This window comes from Flavobacterium johnsoniae (assembly GCF_030388325.1).
GTDB lineage: Bacteria > Bacteroidota > Bacteroidia > Flavobacteriales > Flavobacteriaceae > Flavobacterium > Flavobacterium johnsoniae_C.
This window is the reverse complement of record NZ_CP103794.1, coordinates 1-12163: the sequence shown is the minus strand read 5'-3', so window position 1 is coordinate 12163 and position 12163 is coordinate 1. Positions and strand designations below refer to the sequence as shown.

Here is a 12163-nt window from a genome sequence, read left to right as displayed (position 1 = left end):
CTTTCAAAATAAAAATGAAGAAACCGAATTTAATTTAACTTCGGTTTTTTTTGTGTCTATTGTAACTCGAAATTATTTTTAGCTTTAAATTTTATTGAATTAATATTTTGAATAATTTTTGAGTAGAAAGCTTTAAAAATTTACATAATTTTTAGTGGCAAATTTTATAAAATTCAAAAACTGATTTTCAAAATTGGCATAAAAATGGCTATTTTACTGTAGTCTTTTTCTTTCTTTTTTAATGAATTTGCTTAAAATTAATATAAAATTGATTTTTTTTCGACCTAATTTTTTCATTTTTAAGGTTAAAAAATCGTTATCAAAATCTTTCGGAATCCATTACTATATCTAGGATTAAAGCGAATCTAACTTTTTGTTTGAAAATGTTAAAACGCTGGTTTATAGCATATTTTGAAAATGTCTTATCTTTGCACCGTAGAAATTTCAAGAGGGTGACAGCGTTTTGAAGAAAAACAATTTATGATAAAGAAATGGTATTTTTATGCGAGTTTAGTCGTTATTATTACATTTTTAAGTTTGGGATTTATTCCCTCAAATCACGAAGCCAAACCTTGGTTTTTAGTTGAAAAAACAGATGGATCAGAATACATTTTTCCATCAGAACAAAAGAATGATTATCCAAACACCAACGTCCCATACACAGGAAATCATCTTATAGGATTTAAAGAAGCTGTAGCTTTTAAAGAATCACAAGGGAAATACAGATTAGTTAATTCTCTTGGTTACATGGGTAAATATCAATTTGGTTCTAAAGCTTTAAGAGCAATCGGAATTAATGATAATAAAGCCTTTTTAAAAGATCCTGCTCTACAAGAAAAAGCTTTTATGGCTTTGTTAGCCAAAAACAAATGGATTTTACGTTACGAAATTCAAAAGTACAACGGTAAAATCATCAATGGTATCGAAATTACCGAATCTGGAATTTTAGCAGCTGCGCATTTAGGTGGTGCTGGTTCTGTAAAGAACTTTTTTAAAAACAACGGAAGCAGACATTTTAGAGATGCTTTCGGAACTTCTTTAAAAAGCTATATGAAAGATTTTGCAGGTTATGATCTTTCTTTTATAGAAGCAGATGATAACGCAACAGTAAACGACTAAATTAAAAGAGGTTGTTTCACAATTGTGAAACAACCTCTTTTTCTATTTTTTATGTTCTTTCATGAATTTAAACGCTATCTCAAAAACTCTAATGACTGAAAACCGAGACTGTGACTGCAAACTTAATCAATTAAGGCTTCTAAAATTTTTATAGCCGCTTCGCTTATTTTAGTTCCAGGTCCAAAAACAGCCGCAGCGCCAGCGTCAAACAAAAATTGATAGTCTTGCGACGGAATTACACCGCCTACAATTACCATTATATCATCTCGACCATGTTTTTTTAATTCTTCAATAACTTGTGGAACCAATGTTTTATGTCCCGCTGCAAGTGAAGAAACACCTAAAATATGGACATCATTTTCGACCGCTTGTTTAGCTGCTTCTGCTGGAGTTTGAAATAATGGACCAATATCAACATCAAAACCTACATCGGCATAACCTGTTGCTACTACTTTTGCACCTCGATCGTGACCATCTTGTCCCATTTTGGCGATCATAATTCTTGGGCGTCTTCCTTCTTGTTGAGCAAAATTATCAGCTAATTGTTTGGCACGCTCAAAATTCTCATCGTTTTTTATTGCTGCACTATACACTCCGCTAAAAGATTTAATTTGTGCTTTAAAACGACCAAAAACAGTTTCTAAGGCATCACTAATTTCGCCAAGTGTTGCTCTGTTTCTAGCAGCGTCAATTGCAATTTCTAATAAATTGCCTTCTCCAGTTTTTGCACAAAGGATTAATTTTTCTAGTGAACTATTTACTTTTTTAGAATCTCTTGTTTGTTTTATTTTTTCGAGACGTTCGACTTGCTGCTTACGTACTAATTGATTATCAACATCTAAAATGTCTAGCGGGTCTTCTTTCTCTAAACGATATTTGTTAACGCCAACAATAATATCTTGTCCGCTGTCAATTCGTGCTTGCTTTCTTGCTGCGGCTTCTTCAATTCTGAGTTTCGGAATTCCAGCTTCAATAGCTTTTGTCATTCCGCCTAATTCTTCGACTTCTTCAATTAATTTCCAAGTTTTTTCGACAATTTCATTTGTCAGGCTTTCTACATAATAACTTCCCGCCCAAGGATCTACAGTTTTAGTAATCTTCGTTTCTTCTTGAAGAAATATTTGAGTATTTCTAGCAATTCTCGCTGAAAAATCTGTCGGAAGCGCAATTGCTTCGTCTAAAGCATTTGTATGAAGAGATTGTGTTCCGCCAAAAACAGCTGCCGAAGCTTCAATGCAAGTTCTCGCCACGTTATTAAAAGGATCTTGTTCTGTTAAACTCCATCCGCTGGTTTGACAATGCGTTCGTAAAGCCAAAGATTTATCACTTTTTGGATTAAATTGCTGTAATAATTTTGCCCAAATCATTCGACCAGCTCTCATTTTAGCAATTTCCATAAAATGATTCATTCCGATTGCCCAAAAGAAAGATAGGCGAGGAGCAAATTCGTCAATTGTCATTCCTGTTGATAAGCCAGTTCTAATATATTCTAAACCATCGGCTAAAGTATAAGCCAATTCGATATCGGCAGTTGCTCCAGCTTCCTGCATATGATAACCAGAAATAGAAATAGAGTTGAATTTTGGCATTTTTTTGCTCGTAAATTCAAAAATATCGGCAATTATTTTCATGGAAGGAGTTGGCGGATATATATAGGTATTTCGCACCATAAACTCCTTTAAAATATCATTCTGAATTGTTCCTGCTAATTTTTCTGGACTAACGCCTTGTTCTTCTGCAGCAACTATGTAAAAAGCCATAATCGGTAAAACAGCTCCGTTCATTGTCATGGAAACGGACATTTCATCTAGCGGAATCTGATCAAAAAGCACTTTCATGTCTTCAACTGAATCAATTGCAACTCCAGCTTTTCCAACATCACCAACAACTCTTTCATGATCTGAATCGTAACCACGATGAGTTGGTAAATCAAAAGCAATTGAAAGCCCTTTTTGACCCGCGGCTAAATTTTTTCTGTAAAAAGCGTTGCTTTCTTCTGCTGTCGAAAATCCTGCATATTGACGAATTGTCCATGGACGTCTCACGTACATTGTAGCGTAAGGTCCACGTAAATTGGGGGCAAAACCAGCTCCAAAATCAAGAAATTCTAAATCTTCGATATCTTTCTCTGAATAATTTTTTTTGATTTCGATTCCTTCCGCGGTCGTAAAGTTATCTGCCAAGTTTTCTAATTCTTGACTTTCGATTTTCGACTTTTGATTTTGCAGGTTTATATGTTTAAGGTCTTTTCTCATTTTATATCAAATGACTAATGAAGATTTTTAAGTGAATTAATCATATCGTTCAATATTAAATAGAAAGGTAAATAATAAAACAATACGGCTAAAAGCATGGCTGAAATCGCTATCAAAATCTGTTTATAGTTTTTATATGTAATTCCAATTATGAAAAAAATTAGACAAGTGACTATCATCACTAATGATAAGATCCAAAAAATAATGAAATAAAATCCCATCTATTCTTGCTCTAATCTTTCTTGTTCCATTTTCTCCGCCAATCTCTTTTCGATAATTGGTGTAATTAATGTTTTTCTTGGTTTGATTTTTACGAAAGGAAACAATTCTAAATCATGTTTCATTCTGTCTTCTTTGTTAGGATATTTATTTGTGCCTAAAAGAATTTCTTTCTTCGAATCAAATAATTCTTGCTCTTTATTGGCACTTTCTTGAATCTTCTTTTTGATTGTACCTTCGTTTAGAAGTTTCAGAAAACCTCCATTCGCTTCAATCTCTTTAAATAAAGTCAAACTTTTTTCAGCCAATTGTGTTGTTAAGCTTTCTATATAATAACTTCCGTCAGATGGATTATTTACTTTATCAAAATAACTTTCGTGTTTTAAAATCAAAAGTTGATTTCGTGCAATTCGATCTCCAAATTCGTTGTCTTTGTGATATAATGCATCATAAGGTAAATTAGCAATTACATCTGCACCGCCTAAAATTGCCGACATACATTCGGTTGTAGTGCGGAGCATATTGACATTATAATCGTAAATAGTTTTATTTCGTTTTGTTGGCGTTACCAAAAAATGACATTTTATTTCTGGATTATATTCTTTAGCAATTAAATCAAATAGCATTCTAAGTGCACGAAGTTTAGCAATTTCGAAGAAATAATTGGTTCCAACAGAAATTTGAAAAACAATTGATTTTGTTTCGGCATAAAAACGATTTAGATATTCGTTTGCATGCGCTAAACTGTAAGCTATTTGCTGTGTAATATTGGCACCAGAATTTTGGTATAAACCTAAATCTACACTAAGAAAATTTAAATTTTTGGTGTTTTTAAAAAGCAAATCTAAAGTTTCAAAGTTATTTTTCTCTGAAGTCGTAAACCAATTTCCATCTTTTGCCAATTGACCAATTGGATCAAAATTACAATAAAATTGAGCTTTTTTCTGAATCGAAATTGTGTCTAATTTTTTAACGAAATCGATTGAGATAAAATTGAAATTAAAGTAAACGATTTTGTTCTCTAAAGGAAGATTCTCTAGTAATTTTTGAACATCAGTTTTGTCATTCTGAATTGTAAAACGAAGACTTTCTGCACCTCGTTCTAAAGTATTCAAAGCACGTTCGATAGATTTTTCTACATCGAAAACAAAAATATTTTGGCAGATTTTAAAATCGGAGGCTTGAGTATTTACATTTGTTGCTTTTGTAAATTCATCAATATGATAAAAAGGTTTTACCTGAATATCTTCTGGCGAATTCCAAATAACAGTCTGATTGTAATCGGCTCCATCTAATTCAAACTGAATTTTTTGTTTCCATTGTTTGGATGAAATCGGATTAAAATCGTCGAATAGGTTAGTGGCCATTTTATTTTGTTTGATTATTCTTTTTCTTGAATGGTGTCTCCTTCAAATTGAATGATATAGATATCTTCGCTGTCTTTTTTCATGAAATATTTCTCGCGGGCGTATTTCTCAATTTGTTCAGGATTTTTTAATTGTTTAATCTGTTCCTGATCTTTTTTTATTTCTTCCTGATAATACGTTTTGTTATCCTCAAGTTCATGAATTTGTTCGTCTAAAAAGCGATGATCAAAATAGGAGTAATTGTCTAAAAATAACATCCAAACAATAAAAAACAGCAAAACCCAAACGTATTTGTTGCCTAGGTATTTAAACCATTTTTTGTCTTTGTATGGATTTTTAAATTTCATATAAGATAATTTCTTTTGAATTGTGTTGTTTTTTTAGACGTGATAGAAATCAATCCCGACAAATGGTCGGGATCTTATAATTCTATGGTTTAAATTTACGATAAAAATTATGAAATTCTCTGATTAATTACAGCGCGAACTACATCAATTGCTACCGTATTGTATTTGTCATTTGGAATAATAATGTCTGCAAAAGCTTTAGATGGTTCAATAAATTGCTCGTGCATAGGCTTTAAAGTCGTTTGGTAACGGTTTAAAACTTCATCAATATCACGTCCGCGTTCTGAAATATCTCTTTTTAAACGACGAATTAATCTTTCGTCAGAATCTGCGTGCACAAAAACTTTAATGTCGAACATATCGCGTAATTCTGGATTAGTCAAAATTAAAATTCCTTCCACAATCATTACTTTTCTAGGATGAGTTGAAATAGTATCATCTGTTCTGTTATGCTGAATAAAAGAATAAACTGGCTGATCAATTGTTTCTCCAGCTTTTAGCGCTTTTAAATGTTTTACCAATAACTCAAAATCAATCGCTCTGGGGTGATCAAAATTGATTAATGCTCTTTCGTCAAAAGATAAATTGCTTGTTTCTTTATAGTACGAATCTTGAGAAATAACTCCAACTTCTGTATGTGGCAATTCGTTCATGATTTGGTGTACTACCGTTGTTTTTCCGCTTCCAGTTCCTCCTGCAATTCCTATAATGAGCATAAAATTTTTGTTTGATATTTGTTTCGCAAAAATAATAATTTAACTGAATTGCTAAACATATTAATTTATTTAACCATATAAGTAATGTAAGTAAATTTAAGCGACGAAATATTTAAGTAAAACACTACTTAACTGAGTTTATATCACTTATATGGTTAAAATAAAAAAAAATCCCGAAAGTAAACCTTCGGGATTTCGTGCAATCAGTATAGTTTAAAAAAATATTCTGAATTTAGTAAGCACTTGTAATTATTTATTCTTTTTTGCTTTTATCATCATTTCAAGCTGATCCCAAAGTTCTTCTGGAATTGCTTCTAATAAATTGAATTGTCCAGCGCCTTTCAGCCATTCTCCTCCGTCAATTGTAATTACATCTCCATTAATATATGAAGAGAAATCTGAAACTAAATAAGCAGCTAAGTTTGCCAATTCTTGGTGATCTCCAACTCTTTTTAATGGCACTTTTTTAGCCATGTCGAATTTTTCTGAAAGATCTCCAGGCAATAATCTGTCCCAAGCTCCTTTTGTAGGGAATGGTCCTGGTGCAATTGCGTTAGAACGAATTCCGTATTTAGCCCATTCTACAGCAAGACTTCTGGTCATTGCTAAAACTCCTGCTTTTGCTGTAGCACTAGGAACAACATATGCCGATCCTGTCCAAGCATAAGTAGTTACTATATTTAGAATTGTTGCCGAAGTTTGTTTCGTGTCAATCCAATGTTTTCCAAACGCAAGTGTACAGTTTTTAGAACCTTTTAATACAATATCTATAACAGTATCAAAAGCATTTGCAGACAATCTTTCTGTTGGCGAAATGAAATTCCCTGCCGCATTATTCAAAAGAACGTCTACTTTTCCGAAAGCTTTTAAAGTTTCCTGAAGCATATTTTCGACCTCTTCATAATGACGTACATCACATTGTAGTGGAAGACATTTACCTCCAGTCTGGCTTTCCAGTTCAGCAGCTGTAGTTTTTAACTTTTCTAAATCTCTAGAAGTTATCGCTACTTGAGCTCCTAATTCGAGAAAATATTTGGTCATAGCTTTACCTAAACCACTTCCGCCGCCTGTAACGACAATGACTTTGCCTTTTAAAGCATCGTCACGTAACATTTTATCTGTGTAGCTCATACTTTTTCTTTTTTTGCAATATTAATTAAATAAAATAGGATGCATGCATAATATTGTTGTAAAATTTTAAAAAACTTTATATATGGCATAATTTTTTTGCTGCTGACTCTAATGTAAAGTCATCTTTAGCAAAGCAAAAACGGATTAGTTTCTGGTCTTTATGATCGGAATAAAACGTAGAAATAGGAATTGCAGCAACGCCGTGATTGATAATTAGGTTTTTGCAGAAAGTAACATCGTCTTCGTTTGAAATATTAGCATAAGAAGCGACTTGAAAATAAGTTCCTTCGCAAGGTTTTAATTCAAATCGGCTGTTTTTAAGGAGTTTTTGGAAATAATCTCTTTTTTCCTGATAGAATTTTCCAAGTAAATTGACATCAACAACATCTAAATATTCACTTATTGCAAATTGCGAAATACTATTTACACTGAAAACTAAAAATTGATGTACTTTTTTAATCTCTTTCATTAAATGTTCAGGGGCAATAGTGTATCCAATTTTCCAGCCTGTAATATGAAATGATTTTCCGAAAGAAGAAACCATAACACAACGATCTAAAAGGAAATCTTTAGTATGCGCCGAAATATGTTTTTCTTCGAAAGTAATATATTCATAAACTTCATCAGATAAAATGATAATGTCAGGATATTTTTCAAGAAGGTTTTTTAGCTGAACAAAATCATTTTCAGTTAAAATTTTCCCTGTTGGATTATGCGGATTATTAATAATCACCATTCTGGTTTTACCAGAACACGCTTTTTCAATTGTTTCCCAATTTGGCGTATAATCATCGTTCAGAGCCACACGAACAGGTTTTGCTTTGCAAAGTAAAACGGGAGATTCATAAGAATCGTAACTCGGATCGAGAATAATTACTTCGTCATTTTCTTTTACCAAAGCCAGAATTGTAGTAAAAATTCCCTGAGTTGCTCCAGCAGTAACCAAAAGTTCTGTTTCGGGATTGATCTTTCTATGATAAGAATCCAGAATTAGTTTAGCAATTTTGTTCATCAACGGCGGATAACCTGCCATTGGTGTATATTGATGCACGTTTTCTTTTGACAATCTTGCAACAATATCAGTCAATCTTTCATCAACAGGAAAATTTGGAAATCCCTGCGAAAGATTTATCGCATTGTATTCTACTGCCATTTTTGACATTACCGTAAAAATGCTTGTGGTTACATTTGGGAGTTTACTCATGATAAAGCTTGATTTGTAGAACTTGTGAATACAATTTAAGGCAAATTTTATTGAATAATTACTTTAAGAAATTATTTATAGAAATTGGTAATGAATACAAAGTTCTAACCACTATGTTGTTTTGTTTTCCAGGAATCCATTTAGGTGATGTTTTTAAGACTCTAATAGCTTCAGCTCCAGTTCCAAAACCGATATCTCTTAGTACTTTGATGTCACTTAAAGAACCATCTTTTTCTATTATAAAAGTAAGATATACGTTTCCTTTAAGCGTTTTATCTTTTGGGTTTTTATAATTTTCTTTAATAAAACGATCAAGGGCATCTTTTCCTCCGGGAAAAGAAGGAAGAATTTCTAGTCCGGCAGTATTATAGATCTGATTTTCATCAATAATAACTTCTTCACTTTTGTAATTTTCTAAATTATCTTTTAAGTTATCTGGAGTTACCTGGTTTTTTTTAGATTGAGAAAATACACTTTGAACAAGACAAATTAAAATCAGAATTAAAAACTTTTTCATGATTATCAGATATGAATATTAAACCCAGTTGCCATTTTTGTAGTCGTTGTAAAAACAGTTTGTCATTAAATTTTGAAACTTGCTAGCCTAAAAAAAGTTTATTGAGTGTTTTTTTTTTTTTTTTTTTAGGAATTAAAAAACAGAAATTTAGTTTGGATTATTTGCAGGTATAGGTATCGATAAATAATAAAGTACTCTTACAAGTCTGTGGTTATGGGTTCCTGGAATCCATTTTGGAGATTTTTTCAAAACACGAACTGCTTCTGCTCCTGTATCGTAACCAACATCTTTGGTAACTTTTATGTTGCTTAATGTACCATCTTTTTCTACTATATAATTTACTTCAACTGTTCCTTTTACCTGAAGTTCTTCATCTGGATACCTCGTATTATTGCTGATAAATTTTTGAAATTTCTTTAACCCTCCCTCAAATTCAGGTTTTACATTTACAACATCTATATTGTAGACTTTATTTTTATCTACATTTTGAGATTCTTTATTTACGGCTGGTTTTGTGGTTGTTGTTTTGGCAGTTTGTGCGCAAATTGTTTGTGCGAAACAAATTAAAATCAGAATTTTTAACTTTTTCATGTGCATTTAAATAGTAGGTTTACATTTTATGAATAATAAAAATAGTTGGACGTTTGTCAATGTCTATTTTTAATTTTTTCCAATCAGCTACTTTCAAAGTTTTAATAAATTCTGTTGGTAAAGTTATATCTGTAGCGATACAAAGATGAGTTGCAGGACTTAAAATCTGCAAAAGATCTTCAATCAGTTTATTGTTCCTGTATGGAGTTTCAATGAATAATTGCGATTGATTTTTATCGTAAGATAATTTCTCAAAATGACGAATTGCCGATTTTTTTTCATCTTTGTCAATTGGTAAATAACCGTTGAAAGTAAAACTCTGACCGTTCATTCCTGAAGCCATCATTGCCAATAGAATAGAAGAAGGTCCGACTAAAGGAACAACTTGAATCCCTTTTTCATGTGCCAATTTTACAATCACAGCACCTGGATCTGCAACTCCTGGACAGCCTGCTTCACTCATTAATCCCATATTTTTCCCTTCTAATAAAGGTTTTATGAAATCTAAATGTTCGCTTGGTTCTGTTCGTTTATTTAATGTAAAAAGCACTAATTCTGATTGTTTTTTCTCAGGATAAACAGCTTTTATTGATTTTCTCGCCGTTTTATCATTTTCAACAATATAATGGTCGATAACTTCTATCGTTCTTCTAACGGTTTGAGGTAAAACATCCATCGGATCGCTTTCGCCCATTGTAGTTGGAATTAAATATAGTTTTCCGAGAAGTTTCATGTGTAAGTATTTAAAATTAAAAAATTCAATCATTTCATTTACTGAAATAATTGAATTAGATTATGAGTGTTTCTTGATAAGTTTTTCTGCGATCAAATCGGTCACTTCATCAAGCATTTGATATACATTCTTGAATCCGTTTGATGCTCCGAAATAAGGATCTGGAACGTCGACATTTTCGTCTGGAAATAATTCATTTAAAATCAAATGAATTTTTTGCTTGTGTTCGGGTGTTTGAGCAAGTAGATTAACATCGTGAAAATTAGAATTGTCCATTACAAAGATGTAATCAAATTCGTCAAAATCAGCCACTTTAATTTGTCTGCCTTTTTGAGAGCTAATGTCAATTCCATTTTTTTTGGCAACTTCAATCGAACGTTTGTCAGGGCAATGACCAACATGCCAAGAGCCTGTTCCTGCGGAATCAACAAAGAATTTATCTTTAGGTAATTTCGATGCTAAAATTCCTTCGGCTAAAGGAGATCTACAGATATTTCCTAAACAAACCATTAAGATTTTTACAGGCATTGGGTTTATTAAAGCGTTAGTTTTTTATTGATGTCTTCAACAAACTTTTTAAATTGTTTGTCGGTAGAAACTAAGTTATCGACTGTTTTGCAAGCATGAAGAACAGTTGCGTGATCGCGATCTCCAATTTGTGAACCAATATTGGCTAAAGAAGCTTTTGTGAATTTCTTGGCAAAAAACATGGCTAATTGTCTTGCTTGAACAACGTGCCTCTTTCGAGTTTTAGATTGAAGCGTTTCAATATCTAACTGGAAATAATCTGAAACGATTTTTTGAATATAATCGATTGAGATTTCTCTCTTTACGTTTTTAACAAATTTCTCTACAACGCTTTTTGCTAACTCGATTGTAACTTCTTTTTTGTTGAAAGAAGATTGAGCAATTAAAGAAATAATAGCGCCTTCAAGTTCTCTAACATTTGTTTTAATGTTACGAGCAACATATTCTAAGATATCTTCTGGCATTTCAACACCATCGCGATATAAGATATTTTTTAAGATCGAAATACGAGTTTCGTAATCAGGCTGATGCAATTCTGCTGATAATCCCCATTTAAAACGAGACAATAATCTTTGCTCAATATCCTGCATGTCAACAGGAGCTTTATCTGAAGTTAAGATTACTTGCTTTCCGTTTTGATGTAAATAATTGAAAATATGGAAGAATACATCTTGTGTTCCTGATTTTCCAGATAAAAATTGAACATCATCAATAATTAAAACATCAATTAATTGGTAAAAGTGAATAAAATCGTTACGGTTATTCTTTTTTACAGAATCAATATATTGTTGTGTAAAAATCTCAGCAGAAATATATAAAACGGTCTTTTCCGGATACTTATCTTTTACTTCTACGCCTATAGCATGCGCTAAGTGCGTTTTTCCTAAACCAACTCCTCCAAAAATCAATAACGGATTAAATGAAGTTCCTCCTGGTTTGTTGGCAACAGCCATACCCGCAGAACGAGCCAAACGGTTAGAATCTCCTTCTAAGAAATTATCAAAACTATAGTTCGGGTTTAATTGAGACTCAATTTTTAAATTTCTGATTCCAGGAATTACAAATGGATTTTTTAATTCAGGATTTAAATTTTTAAATGGAGCGTCAACTTCTTGCGGTTTCATCGGAACTCTGTTAGAACTTGGCAGCTGCTCGGTAAACGGCTGTTTATTTCCATAAGTGTTCTCCATTTTAATTTTATAGAGTAACTTTGCGTTTTTTCCCAGTTCTTTGGTAAGCGCAACTTTCAACAATTTTACGTAATGCTCTTCGAGCCATTCGTAGAAAAATTTACTTGGAACTTGAATATATAACGCGTTATCGGTTAGCTCAACTGATTTGATTGGTTCAAACCAAGTTTTGTATGCTTGATCTTGAATATTATCCTTTATAAAGGACAAACAGTTTTCCCATACCGATTGAGCAGTTTTAGTCAT

General features: G+C 32.2%; 12 protein-coding genes. 1 reads left to right on the top strand and 11 read right to left on the bottom strand.

Features of this window, described 5'->3' with window-relative positions; all coding sequences use genetic code 11:
• The first annotated feature begins 480 nt into the window (after window positions 1-480).
• Window positions 481-1119: a peptidoglycan-binding protein LysM gene (locus NYQ10_RS00060; RefSeq protein ID WP_289878365.1), complete on the top strand. Its 639-nt coding sequence runs from the start codon at window positions 481-483 to the stop codon at window positions 1117-1119.
• Between the two features lie 122 nt (window positions 1120-1241).
• Here the strand turns inward: NYQ10_RS00060 and scpA are convergent, their stop codons facing one another.
• The 11 genes from scpA to dnaA form a co-directional block, all read right to left on the bottom strand.
• Window positions 1242-3374, bottom strand: coding sequence for a methylmalonyl-CoA mutase (gene scpA / locus NYQ10_RS00055; protein WP_289878364.1), 2133 nt, complete (start codon window positions 3372-3374; stop codon window positions 1242-1244).
• Between the two features lie 221 nt (window positions 3375-3595).
• Window positions 3596-4960 carry a methylmalonyl-CoA mutase subunit beta gene (locus tag NYQ10_RS00050; protein ID WP_289878363.1) on the bottom strand — a complete coding sequence of 455 codons (1365 nt, stop codon included), beginning with the start codon at window positions 4958-4960 and terminating at the stop codon, window positions 3596-3598.
• Window positions 4961-4974: 14 nt separating this feature from the next.
• The gene (locus NYQ10_RS00045) at window positions 4975-5307 is read right to left on the bottom strand and encodes an FtsB family cell division protein (RefSeq protein WP_289878362.1); all 333 of its coding nucleotides are present in this window, start codon (window positions 5305-5307) and stop codon (window positions 4975-4977) included.
• 107 nt (window positions 5308-5414) lie between these two features.
• Window positions 5415-6023 (bottom strand): uridine kinase, encoded by a 609-nt coding sequence (gene udk / locus NYQ10_RS00040; RefSeq protein WP_289878361.1) that lies wholly within the window; start codon window positions 6021-6023, stop codon window positions 5415-5417.
• A 249-nt stretch (window positions 6024-6272) separates the two neighbouring features.
• The gene (locus NYQ10_RS00035) at window positions 6273-7154 is read right to left on the bottom strand and encodes an SDR family oxidoreductase (protein WP_289878360.1); all 882 of its coding nucleotides are present in this window, start codon (window positions 7152-7154) and stop codon (window positions 6273-6275) included.
• Window positions 7155-7230: 76 nt separating this feature from the next.
• Window positions 7231-8358, bottom strand: coding sequence for a methionine aminotransferase (locus NYQ10_RS00030; protein WP_289878359.1), 1128 nt, complete (start codon window positions 8356-8358; stop codon window positions 7231-7233).
• Between the two features lie 58 nt (window positions 8359-8416).
• Entirely contained in the window at window positions 8417-8875 is a 459-nt protein-coding gene (locus NYQ10_RS00025; protein ID WP_289878358.1) for an energy transducer TonB, read from the bottom strand.
• A 147-nt stretch (window positions 8876-9022) separates the two neighbouring features.
• Entirely contained in the window at window positions 9023-9466 is a 444-nt protein-coding gene (locus tag NYQ10_RS00020) for an energy transducer TonB (protein WP_289878357.1), read from the bottom strand.
• Between the two features lie 19 nt (window positions 9467-9485).
• The gene (locus NYQ10_RS00015) at window positions 9486-10199 is read right to left on the bottom strand and encodes an SAM-dependent methyltransferase (RefSeq protein ID WP_289878356.1); all 714 of its coding nucleotides are present in this window, start codon (window positions 10197-10199) and stop codon (window positions 9486-9488) included.
• Between the two features lie 60 nt (window positions 10200-10259).
• Window positions 10260-10727 carry a low molecular weight protein-tyrosine-phosphatase gene (locus tag NYQ10_RS00010; protein WP_289878355.1) on the bottom strand — a complete coding sequence of 156 codons (468 nt, stop codon included), beginning with the start codon at window positions 10725-10727 and terminating at the stop codon, window positions 10260-10262.
• 8 nt (window positions 10728-10735) lie between these two features.
• Window positions 10736-12163 carry a chromosomal replication initiator protein DnaA gene (dnaA, locus tag NYQ10_RS00005; RefSeq protein WP_057116951.1) on the bottom strand — a complete coding sequence of 476 codons (1428 nt, stop codon included), beginning with the start codon at window positions 12161-12163 and terminating at the stop codon, window positions 10736-10738.

What these genes read in the sequence shown, in the direction of transcription:
- NYQ10_RS00060 (WP_289878365.1), top strand. Translation starts at nt 481, where the DNA reads ATGATAAAGAAATGGTATTTTTATGCGAGTTTAGTCGTTATTATTACA.
- scpA (WP_289878364.1), bottom strand. Translation starts at nt 3,374, where the DNA reads ATGAGAAAAGACCTTAAACATATAAACCTGCAAAATCAAAAGTCGAAA.
- NYQ10_RS00010 (WP_289878355.1), bottom strand. Translation starts at nt 10,727, where the DNA reads ATGCCTGTAAAAATCTTAATGGTTTGTTTAGGAAATATCTGTAGATCT.
- NYQ10_RS00030 (WP_289878359.1), bottom strand. Translation starts at nt 8,358, where the DNA reads ATGAGTAAACTCCCAAATGTAACCACAAGCATTTTTACGGTAATGTCA.
- NYQ10_RS00020 (WP_289878357.1), bottom strand. Translation starts at nt 9,466, where the DNA reads ATGAAAAAGTTAAAAATTCTGATTTTAATTTGTTTCGCACAAACAATT.
- NYQ10_RS00025 (WP_289878358.1), bottom strand. Translation starts at nt 8,875, where the DNA reads ATGAAAAAGTTTTTAATTCTGATTTTAATTTGTCTTGTTCAAAGTGTA.
- NYQ10_RS00015 (WP_289878356.1), bottom strand. Translation starts at nt 10,199, where the DNA reads ATGAAACTTCTCGGAAAACTATATTTAATTCCAACTACAATGGGCGAA.
- dnaA (WP_057116951.1), bottom strand. Translation starts at nt 12,163, where the DNA reads ATGACTAAAACTGCTCAATCGGTATGGGAAAACTGTTTGTCCTTTATA.
- NYQ10_RS00050 (WP_289878363.1), bottom strand. Translation starts at nt 4,960, where the DNA reads ATGGCCACTAACCTATTCGACGATTTTAATCCGATTTCATCCAAACAA.
- NYQ10_RS00035 (WP_289878360.1), bottom strand. Translation starts at nt 7,154, where the DNA reads ATGAGCTACACAGATAAAATGTTACGTGACGATGCTTTAAAAGGCAAA.
- udk (WP_289878361.1), bottom strand. Translation starts at nt 6,023, where the DNA reads ATGCTCATTATAGGAATTGCAGGAGGAACTGGAAGCGGAAAAACAACG.
- NYQ10_RS00045 (WP_289878362.1), bottom strand. Translation starts at nt 5,307, where the DNA reads ATGAAATTTAAAAATCCATACAAAGACAAAAAATGGTTTAAATACCTA.